At 32.0% G+C, this 21236-nt stretch carries 22 protein-coding genes; 6 read left to right on the forward strand and 16 right to left on the reverse strand.

The features are described 5' to 3' along the window. Nucleotides 1-172: 172 nt before the first annotated feature. The 3 genes from ACHRVX_RS01205 to ACHRVX_RS01215 all read right to left on the reverse strand — a co-directional run bounded on the left by ACHRVX_RS01205 (nt 173) and on the right by ACHRVX_RS01215 (nt 3406). A complete protein-coding gene (locus tag ACHRVX_RS01205; RefSeq protein WP_395328093.1) occupies nt 173-730 on the reverse strand; it encodes a hypothetical protein in 558 nt (185 codons plus the stop codon). 159 nt (nt 731-889) lie between these two features. Then, on the reverse strand, nt 890-2590 hold the full coding sequence (locus tag ACHRVX_RS01210) for an AIPR family protein (RefSeq protein ID WP_395328096.1): 1701 nt from the start codon (nt 2588-2590) through the stop codon (nt 890-892). A gap of 228 nt (nt 2591-2818) precedes the next feature. Then, nucleotides 2819-3406, reverse strand: coding sequence for a hypothetical protein (locus ACHRVX_RS01215; protein ID WP_395328099.1), 588 nt, complete (start codon nt 3404-3406; stop codon nt 2819-2821). A gap of 309 nt (nt 3407-3715) precedes the next feature. Between ACHRVX_RS01215 and prfA the strand changes: the two genes are divergently transcribed. Beyond that, the gene (gene prfA / locus ACHRVX_RS01220) at nt 3716-4792 is read left to right on the forward strand and encodes a peptide chain release factor 1 (RefSeq protein WP_395328102.1); all 1077 of its coding nucleotides are present in this window, start codon (nt 3716-3718) and stop codon (nt 4790-4792) included. A gap of 568 nt (nt 4793-5360) precedes the next feature. Here the strand turns inward: prfA and ACHRVX_RS01225 are convergent. Genes ACHRVX_RS01225 through ACHRVX_RS01250 form a run of 6 tightly spaced genes read right to left on the reverse strand, consistent with a single transcriptional unit; the run spans nt 5361 to nt 7900 of the window. Next, on the reverse strand, nt 5361-5732 hold the full coding sequence (locus ACHRVX_RS01225) for a hypothetical protein (protein WP_213296840.1): 372 nt from the start codon (nt 5730-5732) through the stop codon (nt 5361-5363). 11 nt (nt 5733-5743) lie between these two features. After that, a complete protein-coding gene (locus ACHRVX_RS01230) occupies nt 5744-6136 on the reverse strand; it encodes a phage holin family protein (RefSeq protein WP_395328106.1) in 393 nt (130 codons plus the stop codon). Between the two features lie 35 nt (nt 6137-6171). Beyond that, nucleotides 6172-6456, reverse strand: a complete 285-nt coding sequence (locus tag ACHRVX_RS01235; protein ID WP_395328109.1) for a YtxH domain-containing protein — start codon at nt 6454-6456, stop codon at nt 6172-6174. A 47-nt stretch (nt 6457-6503) separates the two neighbouring features. Further along, entirely contained in the window at nt 6504-6656 is a 153-nt protein-coding gene (locus ACHRVX_RS01240; protein ID WP_109746162.1) for a lmo0937 family membrane protein, read from the reverse strand. Between the two features lie 39 nt (nt 6657-6695). After that, nucleotides 6696-7343, reverse strand: a complete 648-nt coding sequence (locus tag ACHRVX_RS01245; protein WP_395328114.1) for a porin family protein — start codon at nt 7341-7343, stop codon at nt 6696-6698. Nucleotides 7344-7378: 35 nt separating this feature from the next. After that, nucleotides 7379-7900, reverse strand: coding sequence for a DUF4142 domain-containing protein (locus tag ACHRVX_RS01250; protein WP_395330271.1), 522 nt, complete (start codon nt 7898-7900; stop codon nt 7379-7381). Here ACHRVX_RS01250 and ACHRVX_RS01255 point away from each other — a divergent pair. Beyond that, nucleotides 7785-8057: a hypothetical protein gene (locus ACHRVX_RS01255; protein WP_395330289.1), complete on the forward strand. Its 273-nt coding sequence runs from the start codon at nt 7785-7787 to the stop codon at nt 8055-8057. The genes ACHRVX_RS01250 and ACHRVX_RS01255 overlap by 116 nt on opposite strands. A gap of 450 nt (nt 8058-8507) precedes the next feature. Here the strand turns inward: ACHRVX_RS01255 and ACHRVX_RS01260 are convergent, their stop codons facing one another. From ACHRVX_RS01260 to ACHRVX_RS01280, 5 genes are all read right to left on the reverse strand, one after another. Further along, nucleotides 8508-10292, reverse strand: a complete 1785-nt coding sequence (locus ACHRVX_RS01260; RefSeq protein ID WP_395328117.1) for a CHASE3 domain-containing protein — start codon at nt 10290-10292, stop codon at nt 8508-8510. A 10-nt stretch (nt 10293-10302) separates the two neighbouring features. Then, nucleotides 10303-10752 carry a response regulator gene (locus ACHRVX_RS01265; protein WP_055098384.1) on the reverse strand — a complete coding sequence of 150 codons (450 nt, stop codon included), beginning with the start codon at nt 10750-10752 and terminating at the stop codon, nt 10303-10305. A gap of 21 nt (nt 10753-10773) precedes the next feature. Then, nucleotides 10774-11325 (reverse strand): helix-turn-helix domain-containing protein, encoded by a 552-nt coding sequence (locus ACHRVX_RS01270; RefSeq protein ID WP_395328120.1) that lies wholly within the window; start codon nt 11323-11325, stop codon nt 10774-10776. A gap of 157 nt (nt 11326-11482) precedes the next feature. Next, entirely contained in the window at nt 11483-11668 is a 186-nt protein-coding gene (locus tag ACHRVX_RS01275; protein WP_055098382.1) for a CsbD family protein, read from the reverse strand. A gap of 107 nt (nt 11669-11775) precedes the next feature. Next, nucleotides 11776-12252: a Dps family protein gene (locus ACHRVX_RS01280; RefSeq protein WP_395328123.1), complete on the reverse strand. Its 477-nt coding sequence runs from the start codon at nt 12250-12252 to the stop codon at nt 11776-11778. A gap of 160 nt (nt 12253-12412) precedes the next feature. Between ACHRVX_RS01280 and ACHRVX_RS01285 the strand changes: the two genes are divergently transcribed. From ACHRVX_RS01285 to ACHRVX_RS01295, 3 genes are all read left to right on the forward strand, one after another. Then, a complete protein-coding gene (locus tag ACHRVX_RS01285) occupies nt 12413-14596 on the forward strand; it encodes a DUF5723 family protein (protein WP_395328126.1) in 2184 nt (727 codons plus the stop codon). A gap of 116 nt (nt 14597-14712) precedes the next feature. Continuing rightward, on the forward strand, nt 14713-15540 hold the full coding sequence (gene pyrF / locus ACHRVX_RS01290; RefSeq protein WP_395328128.1) for an orotidine-5'-phosphate decarboxylase: 828 nt from the start codon (nt 14713-14715) through the stop codon (nt 15538-15540). Between the two features lie 293 nt (nt 15541-15833). Continuing rightward, complete coding sequence (locus tag ACHRVX_RS01295; RefSeq protein ID WP_395328131.1) at nt 15834-16634, forward strand: ABC transporter substrate-binding protein; 801 nt, start codon at nt 15834-15836, stop codon at nt 16632-16634. 225 nt (nt 16635-16859) lie between these two features. Here the strand turns inward: ACHRVX_RS01295 and ACHRVX_RS01300 are convergent, their stop codons facing one another. Together ACHRVX_RS01300 and ACHRVX_RS01305 are read right to left on the reverse strand one after the other, a co-directional pair. After that, nucleotides 16860-17780, reverse strand: coding sequence for a helix-turn-helix domain-containing protein (locus ACHRVX_RS01300; RefSeq protein WP_395328134.1), 921 nt, complete (start codon nt 17778-17780; stop codon nt 16860-16862). Between the two features lie 292 nt (nt 17781-18072). Beyond that, nucleotides 18073-19083: an aldo/keto reductase gene (locus ACHRVX_RS01305; RefSeq protein WP_395328137.1), complete on the reverse strand. Its 1011-nt coding sequence runs from the start codon at nt 19081-19083 to the stop codon at nt 18073-18075. A 578-nt stretch (nt 19084-19661) separates the two neighbouring features. On the opposite strand from ACHRVX_RS01305, the gene ACHRVX_RS01310 reads away from it, so the two are divergent. Beyond that, a complete protein-coding gene (locus ACHRVX_RS01310; protein ID WP_395328140.1) occupies nt 19662-21155 on the forward strand; it encodes a catalase in 1494 nt (497 codons plus the stop codon). Nucleotides 21156-21236: the final 81 nt, after the last annotated feature.

Raw genomic sequence — 21236 nt, forward strand, 5'->3', positions numbered from 1 at the left:
ATTGATCTCTCTGTTTATTCGCTGTTATTACATAGGATATTGAGTAATATTTTTTCCTTATTGAAACGGGTACGAAGTAGGGAGACTTCGCAGCGATCTTGACATTTAACGAGGAATACTTTGCAGAAGCGGGGTTCGATATTGGAGATTTAGGTGAGAGAGTTTTTTTATATTATTTGAAATGTCTACCGTAACAGTAATCAAGATTTTCGGGTTTACTTTTGAATTTGGTGTTATAAATATCGGCATAATCACAATAGATAGTTATTTCTTTTAATGCTTTTCTGACTTCTGTTTTGAATTCATTAAATTCATTATTATTTAAATCACCTTTTAATTCAATTAAAATTTCTTGCTCATTTACTGGAATTACAAAATCTGGAAACCTAGAAAAATTTGTCCATTTAAGAGTTGAATGTTTGGGCATTAGATCAATTAAATTAGATGCAGTTTCTGTTTTAGTTTTAAATTCAAGTTTATTTCTAAATAATGGGCCAACTCCAACATTTTTAATATAAATAGCTATGTTGTTCTCAAAATCGTAAGGAATTATTTTTAATATGGGTTTAACTGATAATCTATTTTGCTGATTTGTATATATGATTATTACAATAGTTACAACAAAACTAAAAAAAGCAGTTATGAAGGAAGCTAATGCAATTTTGTCAGATGTTGTCATAATATTTTTTGTAGCAGATGTAATAATAATTTTAGCTTCTAATGATGTCATTTTTTTGAATTTATTTTATATTTAGGAATGATATAGTAAGAATTTACTATCGTGAACAAAAAAGATTTCATTATTTATTTGCTTCGAGCATTAGTACTGCGTCTTAATTTTGTGATAAAACGAACTTTTGAATGTAAAACATCCGCGCTTTCTGTCAATTTATTTGAAATATAATTTTTTGATATTGTCAACTAATTTATTTGATTTAGACAATTCTGTACTATCTAAGTCTAAATTCAAAGAGTCAATTTTTTGAATTACATTTTTTAATTTATTGTCAAAATTTGCTTTAACATTAAAATGTGAAATTAGTTCAGTACAAAATTTATCAATTTTATTTGCTTCAAATTTAGGATATTCTAAATTATACTCTAAACGCAGCATCATTAAAATAAAATATCTAATTTTTTTATATTTCCTATCTATTTCATTTGCTCTAAATTTATTTTCAAGTTTATTGTAAATAAGCGCTGCCGTGTAATAAGGATACAATTTATGATTATCAAGAAATAATTGTTTACCAAATTCGTTAAATAAGGCGCCAAAATATCTTGTCGCTAATTGCGGTTTTAGAAAGTAAAAACTTCCCATTGTTTTAATTAAGGTTGATTTATCAATAATAGATTTTTGGTCTATGCTTAATCCATTATATTGCTTCGATCTCCTTTCGTAAAATAGTTTGTCTGGTTCTATAAATGTTTTAAAGAAATCTTCTAATTTCTTTTGAAAATCTGAATAAGCTAGTAGATCTTCCTCTTTTACTTCTGTTTGTCTATTTGTTGAACGGATTATTTTAGAAATTAGATTTTCATCTTCTGTTACAATTAGTTTAAGAGTTACGAAAATTTTATCATCGATAAATTCTTTTGAATCTAAAAGAACCCTGGAAGTTTGTAATCCATTTATTATCTGATAATTAGTGATTGTAATGTTATCTCGTATAGGAATAAGTTTTTCGGCTATTATGGTAATACCATTATTTAGTACTGAAAATGCGTATTTTAATTTTTCATCTGATATAGTATTCTTAATTTCTTTATTAATTTTATTAAATCCTTGAAAATCTCTTACATTGTCGTAAAAAATTGAGGAAATTAATTCTGAATCTTCTTCAATCAAATCAATAATTGTAGTTGCTGGTACTACGCCTATATATGCTTCTTTAACATTATCAATATCAGGCATTAATGTTTTTTGACTAAAAGCAAAAGTTCTTGAAATTTTTTGACCAATCTTTTTATAATCGGATTGAAGATTACTATAATCTAAAAAATTAAATTCAACTTTATTAAAAACTCTTTGATCACTAATAATTTTTAAGATGCGCTTTTTTTCAGCTTCTGTATTTATATCATTATGATATTCACCCAATGTCGAATAAACAATTTGACAAGAAGGATTTGTTTCTAAATCATTTGCTCGATTTGTTAGGTGCTTAAATAATTCAATAAAATTTTCAGCATTCTTATTCCATGAATATTTTTGTTCAATTGAAACAAAATCCTCAATAGAATTACCAAAGGAACTAATTTCTTTTATTTCGAAACTATTTGATGTCTTTGATTGAATGAAGAAAACTTCGGCTACAGGTTTAGAATTGTTATCAAGTATTTCATCTAAATCTTCAATTGAAGTTATTAGATGTTTATTAACTAAAATTGCAAAACCATCTAATCCAAATGTACCGTTAACTCCAATATTTATTTGATTTAAAACATCTTCGTCAATTCTGTCTTCTAATTTTTTTTCCAAAATTGTATAATTTACAAAATGTTCAAATAAGTCATTATCTTCAACATTTTCAAAATCAAACTTAGATTGAAAATCTTTTAATAAACTTTGAGTAATTCTATCTATCATAATTTATAATATTTTTTTATTTTTTGAATATTCTATGTTTTTATTTTTATTAGTTAAATAAAGTTTTACTATTCTGAGAGTTCCGATATCGCCGATTTGCGATGCGTTTTATAAATCATTTTCAAATAGTTATTTATAAAAACAAACATCGTCTTTAATTTAAACTAAATACCAAGTAAAAACACCTGATTTTTTGTTTGGAAAAACTCGGCACTTAAGTTTATTACTTTAATTATACGATGTTATAATTCCATCATCTCCACCGTAAAAACATGAAGGGCTAATATCATCCCAACACCACTGCCATTCTGTTCCGTTTCCGTAGTTTGAAGGATTTGCACTATTTGGTTTTCCATTCATATACTGCAACATATCAATAGACATTCCTATCCATATTTTATTATTAACAATCTTTTCGCAGTCTTCTTTTGACCACTTAGGATATTTTATTTGAAGTTTTCCAGCTTTAGTTTTTTTCCAATTAATTTCTTCCTGAACGGTTTGTTTTATTTTTTTCTGATCTAATTCTTTATTCATTTCAAGCATGCGATTATCAACTCTTTCTTGTTCTATTTTCGCATTTTGAGATATTGAATTGATTTTCTTAGAAAACTTTATTTTATCTGTATTTTTTAATGAATTATAAGTTGTCAATAATGAATCTGTATTGATTGGCCAAGCTATGCTATTTAGATAACTTATTGATTCATTCAAAACTTCGTCAGAATTTTTTAATTCTAGTTCTTCTTTTTTTTGAGTGTCAGATTTGCATGAAAATAAGAATATAGCAATTATTATAAATGTAATTTCTTTCATATTTAATTTTTAGTTTATCTTGTTCAAAACTAACTCCTTTCAAATCAACTATTTTACGGAAATCCATAAAAGCAAATTAAAAACCGAAAATCCCTAGCCCTGATAAAAGCGGCATCCTTTTTAGGCAAACGAAAATTTCTAATTCAAACGAAAATATTCTGCCTAAAAAGATATAGCGGATAGCAGGAAACAGCTTCAAATAATAATCAAAATTCCTAACAAACAAACCCTTAAAAAACTCAAAAGGTTAATGATAGAATTTTAAACAAAAATTTCGTAAATTTGCACTCCAATAAAAGGAATTAGAAAATGTTAGATAGACTTCAAATAGTAAAACAACGTTTTGACGAGATTTCGGATTTGATTATCCAGCCGGATGTTATTTCTGATCAAAAACGTTATGTGCAATTGAATCAAGAGTACAAAAACCTGAAAGCATTAGCTGGAAAGCGTGATGAATATGTGCTTTTGATGGCTAATATAGACGAGGCAAACGAAATTATTGCTGATGGAAGTGATGCAGATATGACCGAAATGGCCAAAATGCAATTAGATGAAGCAAAAGACAGATTGCCTGAACTTGAGGAAGAAATCAAGTTTATGTTGATCCCTAAAGATCCTGAAGATGCTAAAAACGTTATGGTCGAGATTCGTGCCGGAACGGGTGGGGATGAAGCGAGTATTTTTGCGGGTGACTTGTTCAGAATGTATACTAAATATTGTGAAAATCAAGGTTGGAGAACTTCTGTAGTTGATATGAACGAAGGAACTTCCGGAGGTTTCAAAGAGGTTATTTTTGAAGTTTCGGGCGAGGATGTTTACGGAACCTTAAAGTTTGAAGCCGGTGTTCACCGTGTGCAACGTGTTCCTCAAACAGAAACTCAGGGTCGTGTGCATACATCTGCAGCTACAGTAATGGTTTTACCGGAAGCGGAAGAGTTTGATGTTCAAATTGATATGAATGATGTTCGTGTGGATTTCTTCTGTTCATCTGGACCTGGAGGACAATCTGTAAATACTACGAAATCTGCGGTACGTTTAACGCACATTCCTACGGGATTAGTGGCGCAATGTCAGGATCAGAAATCACAGCATAAAAATAAAGATAAAGCTTTAGGCGTTTTACGTTCTCGTTTATACGAACAGGAATTAGCTAAAAAAGAAGCCGAAGATGCTACAAAACGTACGTCTCAGGTAAGTTCTGGCGACAGATCGGCTAAGATTCGTACTTACAACTACGCACAAGGTCGTGTTACAGATCACAGAGTTGGTTTGACTTTATACGATTTAGGAAATATCATGAATGGTGACATTCAAAAAATTGTTGCCGAGCTTCAATTGGTCAACAATATGGAGAAATTGAAAGAAGCTTCGGAGGTTTTTTAAAGAAGGTTCAAAGGTTGATAGGTGCAAAGGGACAAAGGTTTTTAAAAAAGGGTCAAAGGTTCAAAGGTGCAAAGGGACAAGGTTTTTAAAAGAAGTTCAGACGTTTCTTTTAAGAGGATTCTCAAATTACAAATAAAAAATGCCTGTTTCAAATAAATGAAACAGGCATTTTTTATTTGAATATTCCATTTTTCTGATTAGAACTTATTAAAACCTGCAATAAACCTTTGCACCTTTGAACCTCAAATAAACCTTTGCACCTCAAAAAGAAAAAAGAGACTGTTTCACTAATGTGTGACAGTCTCTTTTTGTGGTTCAGATTAAATCTTGTTTTGATGCAAATAATCTTTGCGCCTTTTTTACTTCTACCTCAGAACCTTAGTGAAATATATAGTGAAGGATATTAACTGTTTAACCGTTCGTTTATAAAACGTATAAAGCAAGTTAGATACCTAGAAATACTCTCGAAAATTCAAAACATTTATATAGATTCGAGTAAACGTATACACCATTTTTTAATACTATTTCGCTTAACTTTTCCATAATACATAAATTTATAGTTAGACAATTACTCTCTTGATGATTCGTATTGTGATGATCCGTCGCTTGCGGTGTCATGATGTGGTTTTGAAACTAAATTAGTTACGACCAGTTGTAATAATGATCCGGCAATGCCTTTGAACATCGAGGTACTTTTACCAACTATAAATCGTTTTGCGAGATAACCAATCCCTATACTTATTGCAGACTGGGCTATATTGCTTTTAAAGCCTACTGTTTCGTTGATTTCCTCAACCGTATTACGGATAAGGTTAAGAGGTTTTAAATTCTCTTTGATATCTTCAATTTCGTCCTTAATAGAGCACCATTCGGCATCCTGTCGCAGTTCTAATTGTTTTATTTGCTGATCTAATGAATCAAGTGTGTAAATAGTTTCCATAACAGTCTTTTTTAGTTTGTTGATTGACTTAAATCAGTTTCATCTTCTTTTTTAGTTTCTTTTAAAATACTGGTAACAATCATGTTGCCAATAGGTGTTTTAATAATCTTATGTTGCATTGTATGCATTACAATTGCAACAATAAGATAAAAGAGGGCTACGATAAAAAAACCGTAATAATACTCTCCAAGCACTTTTCCAAGCCACAAACTAATCCCTATATTAAGGAACAGGGTAAAAAATGCAACAACAGCTCCAACTGCTATTCTTGATGTTAATGTCGATAAAACATCGGCTACTGCTGATACCGTTTTAAGTTTAATTAATTCTAAACTTGTTTTGGCATAGTTTTCAGCTTTTTCATAAAGATTTAAGTTCTCGTTTGTTGTTGCATTTGATTCCATGATATAGGGTATTTATGGTTTAAAAATTTCACTTTTTAGTAGTTCGTTTTTACACTTTTTGCTTCATCTTTAATAGAATTGAAGTCTTCTTTTGCCTGGTTGAATTTTGCTTTTCCTTCTTCAAGAATATCTTTTCCGTTTGAAGTGATTGTGCTTACAACTCCGTCAAATTTTGTTTTTAGATTATCTCCGTAATCTTTTGATTTATCTGAGATTTTTTTTCTTGTGTTTGATCCTTTGTCCGGTGCAAACAATACTCCTAAAAATGCTCCTGCAGCTGCAGCTCCTAAAATTCCTAAAATTGTGTTACTTGTTTTCATAATATTTGATTTAGTGATTTAATATATTTAATTTATAATGTTGATTTTTAAACTTCTCGACCTTTGATAAGTCTGAATAATATTGCGATAATTGCAATTACTAATAATATGTGGATTATACTACCTAAGCTGTAAACAAAGAAGCCTAAAGCCCATAGAATAACCAGTATAACTGCGATTGTATATAATAAATTTGACATGGTTTTTATATTAAGGGGTTAATGAAATGTTTTATGTTTTTAGTTTAACTTATATGATAAGTAAACTGTTAAGTTGCTGTTTTTAGCGTCTGGAACTGTAATTGTTGTTCCGCCTACTGTTCTTTCTTTTCCAACTGTAGTTAAACCATAGTTATAACGTACACCAATGCTTATTGGGTCAAAGTCTACACCAACACCTGCTGCTATACCGGCATCAAACTTGTTTAAGTCGTCTCTGTCAACTTCTTGTTCAAAATCAAAACTTCCGTCACCAGTTACTTTAGAACTTACTAAGTAAGATGCATAACCACCGGCATGAATATTAAAGTTTTTAGTAACATTTACTCTTACTAATAAAGGAACTTCGATATAGTTCAATTTAAATTTTGTATTTCCTGATGCAAAAGCATTGTTGTATTCAAATTCAGCACCTTTTGTAGTAAACAAAATCTCTGGCTGAATAGCGATGAAATCTGAAATAGGTAATGTTGCGTAAACTCCGGCATTGAATCCGTATAATACATTGTTGTCATCTACGTCATCTCCGCTACCGTATAAGTTAGACATGTTGAATCCTCCCTTTACACCAAACTCGGTAGTTACATTAGTGTCCTGAGCGTGTAGCATTCCAAAAGAAGCTGTTAAAAAAAGTGTTAAGGCGCATAAAAAATTTGATTGCATTTTCATAGTTAAAAAAAATTTAGTTAATAATATTTAGGCATTTAATTAATCTCATAATTGATCCTTTGCAATTCGCGAAGGGTTTGATATTGTTCAGGTAAATATTGTAACACCAGTTTTAATATTGCTTTGTCATTTGTTTGTTTCGAAATTGATTCAAACAATCCAATTTGCTCTTTTAACGATTCTGTCATTGCTTCCAGATATGCTTTATTAAAATCAGTATTACTTGCATCAATCAGATCATATAAATCTCGTTTATTATGTGTTGCATTAATTTCTGTTATTATAATGAGCCTTTTCGTGGCCATTTTTGAAATTTCATGCAGCAATTGATTCTGATTAATTTCTATTTTTCTATTCAACTGTCGTATTATAGAATCTGAACTTTTTTGTTGTGCAATTTGACTTTTTGAAATAATCGACTTTGTTACATTTGCCGTTGCTATGAAAAAAAAAGCTTCAATTTCTTCTTTCTCCGTTTTTGCAAAAGTTTCATTTTTTAAGGAGGTTTCTATTGGATTACTCTTCTTGCACGATGCTAAGGAAATTATAATTATCAATAAAAAAACTAGTCTAAAAAATGTCGCTTTCAATTGGGGCGCTGCTATCATTATATCATTATTACTTCATAAAGTATTACATTACAAAGATGCTAACGAAACCAACATTTTACTTTACAGCATAAAAATGAATCGTTATATAATTCCCATAATCTAGTTGTTTACTGGGCTTACGCGTTTATTTTCAGGTATTTATTGTTTTAAAATAGGTTGTAAAAAAAAAGAAACCATAGAATTAACTATGGTTTCTTTTAATATATAAGTATATTTTATTTTCCTACTTTTTTAGTCCCGGTTTTCAGTCCCGGTTTTCAGTGTCAGTTTTCAGTCCCGGTTTTCAGTCTCGGTATTCAGTCTCAGTATTCAGTTTCGGTATTCAGTCTCTGTATTCAGTCTCGGTTTTCAGTCTCAGTATTTAGTTTCAGTTTTTAGTTTCAGTTTTTAGTCTCGGTATTAAGTGTCAGTTTTCAGTATTTTTTTTAAGTATGATTTTTCAGTCTAAGTTTTGCTGTAAACTGTCACTGGGACTGAAAACTGAAACCTGCGACTGAAAAACTAAAACCTGCGACTTAAAACTGAAAACTGCGACTGAAAACTGAAAAACTATCTACTCCGGAAGAAAAACCGTAAAAACAGATCCTTCATTTGGAGTGCTATCTGCTATAATATGACCTTTATGATTGTCGACAATTTTTTTGCAAATGGCAAGACCAATTCCTGTTCCCGGATAATCTGTTTTAGAATGTAAACGCTGGAATAAAACAAAAATGGTTTCCTTGAATTGAGGATCAAATCCCATTCCGTTATCGGTGAAAGTGATCTTGTAGAATTTTTTCACGTTGGGTTCTAATAAATCAGGATAATCGCTTGAATTTACTTTTTCGGTTTCAATTGTAATTTCTGGCACAATATCAGGCTGACTATATTTTAGAGAATTCCCTATCAGGTTGATGAAAAGCTGTTCTATTTGATACGGAATAACGGCAAGTTTCGGCAATTTTGTAACCGTAATAATTGCTTTCTTTTCTTCGATAATTTCCGCTAATTCAGATTCGGCATTTTCCAGTAATTCATTTAAGTTTAATTTTATGAATTCCTTTTTAGTTGTATTTGTTCTGGAGAATAACAGTAAATCGTCTATCAAAACACGCATTCTCTTAGCCGAAACTTCAATTTTAGAAATATAGTCTTTGGCACTTTGAGATAAAACCGCTTTATCTTCTTCAGAAATCCGCGAAACAAAAGTCTGTATTTTTCTTAAAGGTTCCTGTAAATCGTGACTTGCAACATGATTGAACGAAGCCAGTTCTTTATTGCTTTTTTCTAATTCTCTATTACGTTCCTGAAGTTCTATGTTGAGTAAATGTTCATCGGTAATATCAAAATTAATTCCAAGTAAAATTTTACTTCCTTGTTGATCTGTGAGTAATTTTCCGGTTGTTTTAAAATATCTTATTTCATAATCCGGACGTGTGATTTTGTAGTAAACAAATGGCAATTGTTTTTTCTCGACAATAACTTCCATTGATTTTGCAACCTTGGCTTTATCATCAGGATGAACAAAATCCAGAATAGTTCCCTTTTCCGGAACAAAGGCATTAGGCTCAAAGCCTAACAAACGAAATTGATTGTCTGAGTAATCGATTTTATCATTATCTAAATCCCATTGCCATGTGCTAAATTTACCAATACTTTCAGATTCTGCCATTAGACCGCTTGAAATCAAAAGTTTTTTATTGTAGATTTTCAAACGTTCAAAATCTCTGCTGATTTGTCTGTAAGCCAATAAAATAAAAAGCAGTGCTGCTAAAAATAGTGAAATAGAAAATAGTGGGCTTAAGGAAATCTCCTGAGCGTAGATTTTCATCCTTTTTGCAAGATAATTTTTCTCGATGTCGTTCATTTCGTCTACTTGAAAACGAATGTTTTCCATCAGGATTCGACCTCCAAACATATGATTGTCGAGTTTTCGTTTATCATATGTTTTGGGATCGCTGTATTTTAAACAATTTTCAAAAGAAACAAAGCGCTGAATAATCAGCTTGAATAACTTTTGAAGATTTTTTTGCTGTCTTGGGTTGTCAGCAGTTAATTTTTTTAACGTAATAAATGAAGTATTTACCTTGTCGCGTGAATAAATATAAGGCGTTAGAAACCTGGCATTTCGTGTAATTATATAACCACGCTGCCCCGTTTCGGCATCCTTAATTGCCGACATTAATCGCTCTAATTGAATGTTTATTTCATACGTATGCATTACAACTTTACTGGATTCGTCTATATCCTTATTGTGTTTGTAAGCAATTGATGAGAGAAATAACAGAATGAAAACCGCGATTACAAAAATAACTCTCAAAGAGTTTGAAGAATTAAAATTTGGGATCCATTTCATTGATATGCTATTATTTTAGTCTAAGCAGGAAGTTATCACGGTTTAATCCTGACGTATGATAATGCCAGTTTACGGTAACGACTTCATTGATTATTTTTTTAAGCGTATTAAAATCGCTTGGTTTTTTTATATAAATATTGGCTCCCTGAATAAAAGTATCTTCAATATCTTCCTCAGATGAAGAAGTAGAATATATCGCGATAATGATATTTTTAAGATGTTCTGTTTTCTTGATTTCGATCAAACATTCTTTACCTGTTTTTTTAGGCATATTCAAATCCAGAAATAAAATATCCGGTAACTTAGTTTCAGGATCCATTAAGTGATCCATTAATTGCATTCCGTCATGAACAAAATCAACTTTTGTCTGGATTTTTATTTCCTCAAAAGCATCCTTAAAAAAAAGACGATCGTCTTCATCATCATCAGCCAATAAAATGTATAATGCGTTTTTTTGCATTTTAGTATGGTATTATGGTTTTTATTTTAAATTTTCTCTACGTTTCTTAATTATCCTCTGAAATGCCGATGGCGTAATTCCTGTTGTATTTTTAAACTGAGTACTCAAATGCGCAACACTTGAATAGTTCAATAAAAAGGCAATTTCGGTCAGGCTCATTTCATTAATAATAATTAATTGCTTAGCTCTTTCAATTTTCTGTAAAATAATAAAATTTTCAATAGAAGAATACGTTACTTCTGAGAAAACATTTGATAAATAACCGTAACTATGGTTCAATTTTTCTGCTAAAAATACAGAACTCTTATAATTATTGCTGTCTTCCATGAAAACAAGCTCAATTATAGCGTCTTTAATCTTTTGGACTAAAACACTTTTCTGGTTTTCAACAACTTCAAAACCGCACGGTAACAAATTATTTTTTAAAGCTTCGAGCGCATCAGCATCAAGATTGTCTGCAATTTCAATTTCACCAAATCCCAGAGTTGTAAAATTTATATTTTGTTGGTCCAGGTTATGTTTCAAAAAAAGCGAGCAAATAGTGTTGATGTCGAACTTTATAAATAGTTTCATTTTATAGAAATTTTGTTAAAGATAATTAATTTATTTTTGGTTATAGGGTTTTATGCTTGTCAGCGATTTGAAATATTGAAAAATTTAAATAAAATTCTCAAAAAAACACCGTCTAATATGTTTTATTAGACGGTGTTTTTAATTGATTTAGAACGTTTTACAAATCAGCAATGATTTTTCGAACCTCATCTTTTGTCTTACCTAATTTTTGTTGAAGTTTTCCGTACATTTCGTCTTCTTTTCCTTCATCGTATAATAAATCGTCATCAGTTAAATCAGCATATTGTTGTTTCAATTTCCCTTTTAACTCGTTCCAGTTTCCTTTTATCTCTGTAGTATTCATGATATTTTGATTTAATAATTTATAATATTGTAAAATTCCGAATTCTTTACTGTTTGCTTGTTATATGAATTTTAAAAACCGTTTCATAATTCACATTTTCATCATTTTTAGACTTGATAACGGCGTAAAACCCAAGCCATTTTTTCGTGCTCTTTCAATAAACCTGTAACAAAATCAGCAGATCCAATATCATTATTATCAGCATTTTCAAAAAGCGGAATATAATCTCTGAATTCAGTTACCAGTTGCTCATGATTTTCTAAGAGTTCTTCAAGCATGTGTTTTTGCGAAGCATATTCTTTAGGAGATTCTTTTAAGGTAGAGTTTTCTATAAACTCGTTCATTGTTCCAATAGTTTTTTCGCCAAGTTGACTAATGCGTTCTGCAACCTCGTCAATTTGAGCTTCTAAAATTCGGTATTGGTCTTCAAACAATTTATGCAATTCCATAAAACTATTTCCTGAAATGTTCCAGTGAAATTTTCTTGTTTTCACATACAGGGTCATTTCATTAGATAAAATTGTGGCTAATATATTGGTACTTTTTTTTAGATTTTTTGGAGAAATTCCGATATGTGGAGTCATAATTGTTTGATATAATGTTGTTTATCAAAAATATATCATAGGTCTTTGTTTTTTCTTACATAATTTATTGAAGATGTTACATGAATTCAATGTTTAGGTAACCTCATTGTAAATCTAAAAGTGTAGTTTTGCCCCGAATTTATCTAAAAACCAAATTTTAATGAAAAAAACTCTACTTAGTTTATTACTTATTGCAATTGCATTTTCGGCAAAAGCGCAATCATATCTGGGTTATACCCATGATAATTACGCAGGTGTACAAAGTGTACTTTTTAATCCGGCTTCTATTGCTGATTCTCGTTTTAAAACAGATATCAATTTGTTTTCCATCAGCGGTGCAGTAGGAAATGATTTATATGGTGTTAAACTTTTTGATACCTATAAAAAAGGATATGATTTTGAAAGCCAGTCTGTAATGACTCCAAAAAATGCTAACAATGGTATTGCAAATTTTGATATCATGGGACCGTCTTTCATGTTTAATATTGCTCCTAAACATACAATTGCTGTATTTACAAGAGCAAGATCAGTTACTAATTTAAGAAACATCAACGGAAATCTTGTAGATCAGGTTAAAGAAGGTCTTGATAAAGCAAGTGACTTTAATTTTAATGCAGGAAACGCAAACGGAGCTTCAAATACCTGGGCTGAACTTGGAATTTCATACGCAGCAGTTTTATATCAAAAAGACCAACACTTTTTAAAAGGTGGTTTAACTGCCAAATATTTACAAGGTGGTGTAAACGGATATATTAAAGGACAAGATGTTCAGGTTGCCTACAATGAAAACACAATAAATCCGGACAAAGGAACTCTTACTTCAAGCGGACAAATTACTGTTGGGACAAGTCAGGACTTTGAGGCAAAGGAAGATTATGAATTTGACTCTAATTCAAACGGATTTGGTTTTGATCTGGGACTTGTTTATGAATGGAGACCGGATTATGAAAAATATGATTTAAGTAAAGCAAAACCAGCTGATAATAACTTCAGAGATTTAAATAAATACAAATTACGTTTCGGATTATCTGTAACTGATATTGGATCAATTAACTATAAAAATTCAAGACAGGATACTTATAATGTAAACGGTACGATCACACAGGAAATGATCAATGATGCTGATAATTTTTATGATTTCCTTGAGGAACATTATACAAAAACATCATCGACAAAAGGGATGAAAACCAATTTGCCAACGGCACTTCACGCCGATGTAGACTGGAATATGTACAGAAAATTCTATTTGAATCTTAACGGAGATATCAATATGGTTTCTAACAATAAAATAAATGGTTACGGAATCGCTGATCGTGTTACTTTAACGCCTCGTTACGAATCAAGATGGTTTAGTTTTTATGTTCCTATGACTTACATGGAATATAGCAAAATGCAGGTTGGTTCAGGAATTCGTGTTGGAGCTTTCTTCATTGGTTCCGGTTCTGTGTTGACTAACTTAGTTTCGAAAGAATCAAAAGCAGCAGATTTTCATCTTGGAGTAAAAATTCCGGTTTATGAAAAGAAATTCAAAGATACAGACGAAGATGGCGTTATCGATAAAGAAGATGCTTGTAGAAAAGTAGCGGGTCCGGCAGAAAATAAAGGTTGTCCTTGGCCAGATTCAGATAAAGACGGCGTTTTTGATAAAGATGATTCATGTCCGGATGTCGCTGGTCCTGTAGAAAATAAAGGCTGTCCATGGAAAGATTCTGATGGTGATACTTTATTAGACAATGTAGATGCTTGTCCAGCAATTGCGGGTCCGGTAGAAAACAAAGGTTGTCCTTGGCCAGATACAGATCAGGATGGCGTTTTAGATAAAGATGATGCTTGTCCAACTGTTGCCGGTTTAGCCGAAAATAAAGGTTGTCCGGTTTTAGATGCTGACAAAGACGGAGTTCCTGATAACGTTGATGATTGTCCGTTAATCTATGGTCCGGCGGATAATAAAGGGTGCCCTAAAGTGACTAAAGCTACTTTAGATAAATTAAAAGTAGAAGCTAAATCTATCTTTTTCGTAACAGGAAAAGCAACATTAAGCGACGCTAAAAAAGGAGTAACTTCAGGTAGATTAGACGCTATCAAAGAAATTCTGAAAAATTATCCAAATGCTAAATTTGCAATCAACGGACATACTGATAACGTAGGGAATGCTAAAGCAAATCAGAAATTATCTGAAGCCAGAGCAAAAGTAGTGATGGATGCATTAATCGCAAAAGGAATCAATCCTGAGAATTTAAGTTCACAAGGATTTGGAGCTACAAAACCAGTTGCAAGTAATAAAACTGCTTCCGGAAGAGCAGAAAACAGAAGAACAGAAATTGTTTATTTAGGTAATTTATAAGCCTGAACTGAATATAAAACTAAAAAGCCATTCTTAATTGAATGGCTTTTTTTATTTTTGCGTACTTTCTAAAAAAGAACTATTTCTGATGTATTAGAAGAGCTAAAAAATCAAGAATGACAACACAACAACTACACGAACAAATCCTTTTAAAAAAATCATTTTTATGCGTGGGATTAGATCCTGATCTAACCAAAATCCCGCCTCATTTATTAGAAACCGAAGATCCTATTTTCGAATTCAATAAAGCCATAATTGATGCAACGCACGATTTAACAGTAGGCTATAAACCAAACACTGCTTTTTTTGAAGCCTACGGAATAAAAGGATGGATGTCTTTGCAAAAAACAATAAATTATATCAACGAGAATTATCCGGAAATTTTTACCATTGCCGATGCTAAACGCGGTGATATTGGTAATACGTCAAGCATGTATGCAAAAGCTTTTTTTGAAGATTTAAATTTTGACAGTGTAACGGTTGCGCCTTATATGGGGAAAGATTCGGTTGAGCCATTTTTAGCTTTCGAAAACAAACACACCATCATGTTGGCATTGACATCTAACGAAGGTGCTTTTGATTTCCAGACATTAACCACAAACGGAAAAGAATTATACAAACAAGTTTTAGAAACGTCTAAAACCTGGAAAAACAGCCACAATTTAATGTACGTCGTTGGCGCTACGAAAGCCGAATATTTTACAGAGATAAGAAAAATTGTTCCGGATAGTTTCTTGCTAGTGCCCGGAATTGGCGCTCAGGGCGGAAGTTTATCTGAAGTTTGCAAATACGGAATGAATGATAAAATAGGTTTATTGGTAAACTCAGCAAGAGCGATTATCTACGCTTCAAATGGAACTGATTTTGCCGAAAAAGCAAGGGAAGAAGCTTTAAAAGTGCAACAGGAAATGGAAAGCATTATTAGTTTAAAGTTTCAGGTTTAAAGTTTGTTTTACTTTGAACATAATTTTACCGCAATTTTACCACAGAGTTACACAAAGTTTTTTCACAGAGTTTCGCTAAGAAGTTTTAATTGATTTCTATAAGTAATCAAATTTCACAAAGCTTTACATATAGCTTTTTGAACTTTTTTATAGAAAATAACTTTCCCCGCAAAGAATATAAACCTTTGCGAACCTTTGCGGTAAAAACTTTGCGAACTTTGCGGTTAAATACACGCAATCCAACAACTTGAAACCTGAAACAAAGAAAACCTGAAACAAATAAAACCTGAAACTTGAAACAAATAATTGATCAACTCGGTACTTCACATTCTTTTGAGAATTCTCCTAAACGAATTATTTCGTTAGTGCCTTCTCAAACCGAATTATTGTACGATTTAGGTTTAGAAGAAAGAATTATCGGGATCACTAAGTTTTGTGTTCATCCGTATCATTTTAAATCGACTAAAAAGATTGTTGGCGGAACAAAGAAAATCCATTTCGAAAAAATAAAATTACTGCAGCCCGATATTATCATTTGTAATAAAGAAGAAAACACTCAGGAAATCGTCGATCAATTAAGTACCATTTGTCCGGTTTGGGTAACGAACATTATTAGTATAGAAGATAATTTTCAGATGATTTCAGATTTTGGTCAACTTTTTAATTGCAGAACCGAATCTCAAAAATGGAATAACAAACTCGCTTTCGCTTTAAGCGATTTCAAAAAATATATTGCAGATATCCCAATACAAAAAGTGGCCTATTTTATCTGGAAAAATCCATTTATGGTAGCCGGAAATGATACCTATATCAATGAATTATTAAAGTTAAATCACTTTGAGAATATCTACAAAGACAAAGGCAGATATCCAGAAATAGAACTCAAAAAAATGCGTCTTGAAGGCGATCCTGATTTGGTTTTACTGTCATCAGAGCCCTATCCTTTTAAAGAAGAAGATGCTTTTGAAATAGGAAGATTTACACATCACGCCAAAACTGTTTTTGTAGATGGCGAAATGTTCTCCTGGCATGGAAGTAGATTATTAAAGGCTTTTGCTTATTTTAAAATTTTGCACGAAAGATTGAAAAACTAAATTTCAAGTTTGCTGGATTGTGGATTTAATCGCAAAGTTCGCAAAGTTTTTTTACTATAAAGCTTTTATAAAAGGCAAAGTTCGCAAAGCTTTGTGTTGATTTAGCTTTGCGAACTTTGCCTACTTTATATTATGAAATAAGTCTTTGCGAATCTTTGCGAAAAATCTTTGCGGACTTTGCGGTAAAAATTATGCTCAAAGTAAAATTCCGTTTTTATTTAAAATCTAATTAAAAGAACTTCTAAATTCTAAAGGAGAAACATTGGTTTTGCTTTTAAATAGTTTATTAAACGATTGCGGATATTCAAAACCCAATTGATACGCCATTTCGCTCACACTTAATGAAGTCGTTGTGAGTAATTCTTTTGCTTTTTCAATGATTTTATTATGAATATGGTGTTGTGTACTCTGACCCGTTAAAGAACGCAATAAATCACTTAGGTAATTAGGAGAAACATTCAATTCATCAGAGATATAAGCAACAGTTGGCAACCCGAATTGCTGTACTTTGTCACTTTCAAAATAATCAGAAAGCAAGTTTTCCAGTTGGGTTAAAATCGTATTATTAGCACTTTTTCTAGTCAGGAACTGACGGTTATAAAATCTATTGCAATAATTAAGCAGCAATTCAATATGTGAAACCATGACATCCTGACTAAAAGCATCAATCGAGGAACAATATTCCTGCTCGATGTTTTTCATAATTCCGGTAATCATTTCTTGTTCTTTTTCTGAAAGATGCAAAGCTTCACTTACAGCATAAGAGAAATAACCGTAATCTTTAATGTTTTTAGCCAAAGCATAATTCTGAATAAAATCAGGATGAATCACCAACATGGCTCCGTAAACCGCAGAATCAACAGAAACTTCTGTAGAAATAACCTGTCCCGGCGACATAAAGGTCATGACACCTTCATCAAAATCATAATAATTTTGACCGTATTTCATCTTTCCGGTAAATCCTTTTTTGATACAAACCGTATAAAAATCATAGACAACGCTTTTTAGATTATCATCAAAATGGCAGGTTATTTTACTCAGATCAACAAAACTCACTAACGGATGTTGCGGTTTTGGAATTCTCAATAATGAATGCATTTCTGAAATAGAACGAATCAAGTACGGAATATGAGCTTCTTTTTTCATAATAAAATAATGGAATATTTAAAGAAATACAGAACTAAGGAAAAGCTATCGTAAAGATAACTTTTCTTTAGCAAATAAAATTTGGTTTCATGGTTACTTTCCATAAGATTAGACTTCGCTGCCAATGACGTTTTTAGTTTGTTTTTATATTATTTTGAAAGTTAATGTTCGCTTATATTCGATCTCGCTAAGCCTGACATACAAAACAAAAAAAACTTATTGAAAAAAAATCCGCGTAAATCTGCGTTTTCGCTTTAGCAAATTCGTATTATCCGCGTACCATCCAGAAGTCTTATTGATCTATAGAAGACATATTAGCTTCATCATAACGCATTCCAGTTTCAGTTCCCAGCGGAATAATTTTTTCCAAACGGTTCATTTCTTCTGTTGTTAGAATTATTTGCGCTGCGGCAATATTTTCTTCAACATATTTTACACGTTTCGTTCCCGGAATTGATAAGATGTTTTTTGAAGAAATCCACGAAATTGCCAATTGCGACGCAGTCATTTGTTTCTCTTCTGCCATTTTCTTAATTTCATTTACCAGTTGAATGTTTTTCTGAAATTGTTCGCCCTGAAAACGAGGTAAAGCTTTTCTGAAATCAGTATCAGGAAAATCATCCGGACTTTTAATATCTCCGGAAAGAAAACCTCGTCCAAGTGGAGAATAAGCAACAAAGCCAATTCCTAACTCATTTAGAGTGTCTAATATTCCAGCTTCTTCTACACTTCTTTCAAATAAAGAATATTCGGTTTGAATGGCCGTCAACGGATGAATTGCATGCGCTTTACGAATTGTTTGTGATGAAACCTCAGATAAACCGATATATCCCACTTTTCCTTCCTGAACTAATTCTGCCATAGCGGTAACAGTTTCTTCGATTGGTGTATTAGGATCAAGTCTGTGCAGGTAGTATAAATCGATATAATCAGTTCCTAAGTTTTTTAGGGAACGTTCGACCGATTTTTTTACATAATCCTTTTTGCCGTTGAATTTCCAGGTAAGCTGTTCGTTATCGTCAATTTCATAACCAAATTTTGTAGCAATGCTATAAGCGTTTCTATTCCCTTTTATGGCTTTTGCAATTAATCTTTCGTTATGTAAAGGTCCGTATAAATCTGCGGTGTCTAAAAAGTTGCCACCTAATTCAAGCGAACGGTGAATGGTTGCAATCGCTTCTTTTTCATCGGCTTTGCCATAAATATCATTACCTGCAATTTGCGTCATTCCCATACAGCCTAAACCAATATTGGGAACAATAAACCCCTGATGTCCTAATTTAATTTTATTGATACTACTCATAATTTTCTGTTTTAGATATTTGTTTGAAATTCTAAAGCAAAGATCCGCCAGTATTACTTTTATAAAGTATCTAAATCTCGTGTAGTTGTATCCAAAATGAGGAAAGGGGTAAGTTTCAGGTTTTCTTTGTTTAATGTTTCAAGTTATTAGATTGTGTTTTTTTTGTAGATTTTATAGACTATAATAAAAAAACTTTGTGAAACTCTGTGAAAAACTCTGCGAATCTCTGTGGTAAAATTATACTCAATTGTAAAGCAACCCTAACAAAAAAAAACAAAAATTGCTATAAAAAAAGAATGCCGGCATCTCGAAGACGCCGGCATCATTTAACTAACCAAAACCAAAATAATAAATAACCAGTTTATTACACTACAAAGATCTTATATATATGAATGTTTTGCTGTTAAGGTTTTGTTATTACTTTGTTGGACATAAGTTAAGATTTTTTAATTGCTGTTTCTAAGCTTTCAGTAACGTTAAATAACTTTTGATTATTAAAATATAATAACAATCAATTTTGTTTATGAATATCGTAAAGATTAGTTTGTATATTTGATAAAACATTAAAAATCAGCATTATGGATTTGAACAAAAAATTAACAACTGCAACAGGAACTCCTGTTCCAGACAATCAGAATATTCAGACTGCAGGACCTCGTGGACCTGTTTTATTGCAAGATTTCTGGTTTTTAGAAAAAATGGCGCATTTTGACCGCGAGGTAATTCCGGAACGAAGAATGCATGCAAAAGGATCAGGAGCTTACGGAACTTTTACGGTGACTCACGATATTACAAAATATACAAGAGCCGACTTATTCTCGGAAATTGGGAAACAAACAGAAATGTTTGTACGTTTTTCGACCGTAGCAGGTGAAAGAGGTGCGGCTGATGCCGAAAGAGATATTCGTGGGTTTGCCATGAAATTTTACACAAACGAAGGAAACTGGGATTTAGTAGGTAATAATACTCCTGTTTTCTTTTTTCGTGATCCAATGAAATTTCCTGATTTAAATCACGCTGTAAAACGTGATCCAAAAACCAATTTAAGAAGTGCTGATAACAATTGGGATTTTTGGACATTATTGCCAGAAGCTTTACATCAGGTTACAATCGTAATGAGCGATAGGGGAATTCCGAAAACATACAGACAAATGCACGGATTCGGAAGTCATACTTTTAGTTTCTTAAATGCTCAAAATGAGAGAAATTATGTAAAATTTCACTTTGTATCACAACAAGGAATCGAAAACTTATCTGATGAAGAAGCTGCTTTATTAGTTGGTGGAGACAGAGAAAGCCATCAAAGAGATTTATTTGACGCTATTGAAGAAGGAAATTTCCCAAAATGGAAAATGTTCGTTCAGATGATGAGCGAAGAACAAGCTTCAACCTATAGATTTCATCCTTTTGATTTGACTAAAGTGTGGTTAAAAGGTGATTTTCCATTAATTCCTGTTGGAGAATTTGAATTGAATAAAAACCCTGAAAACTATTTTGCCGAAGTAGAACAAGCAGCATTTAATCCTGCTCATGTACCGCCGGGAATCAGTTTTTCACCAGATAAAATGTTGCAGGCACGTTTATTTTCATACGGAGATGCACACCGTTACCGTTTAGGAGTAAACAACTTTCAAATTCCTGTAAACTCACCAAGATGTCCTTATAATACATTCCACAGAGATGGGGCAATGCGTGTAGACGGAAATAATGGCGGACGTAAACATTATGAGCCAAATAGTTTTGGGGAATGGCAGGAGCAACCTGAATTTAAAGAACCGCCATTGGCACTTCATGGTGATGCTTATGCACATAATTTCAGAGACGATGATAATGATTATTTCACTCAGCCAGGTTTATTATTCCGTTTATTAACAGAGGAGAAAAAACAATTACTGTTCAAAAATACAGCCGGACAAGTAGGAGGAGCTCAGAAATTTATTCAGGTGCGTCATATTCGCAACTGTTACAAAGCAGATCCGGCATACGGAACAGGAGTAGCAAATGCATTAGGAATGACAATGGATGAAGTAAATAATTTTTCTGATCCAAGATTGCTAATCGAAGTAAGGTAAAATAAGTTTCTGAGGTGCTGAGTTACTAAGATTCTAAACTTTCAGATCTTAAATAGTAAACCCGACAGGTTTTAAAACCTG

The organism is Flavobacterium sp. FlaQc-47 (genome assembly GCF_044006475.1).
In the GTDB taxonomy this organism is placed as follows: domain Bacteria; phylum Bacteroidota; class Bacteroidia; order Flavobacteriales; family Flavobacteriaceae; genus Flavobacterium.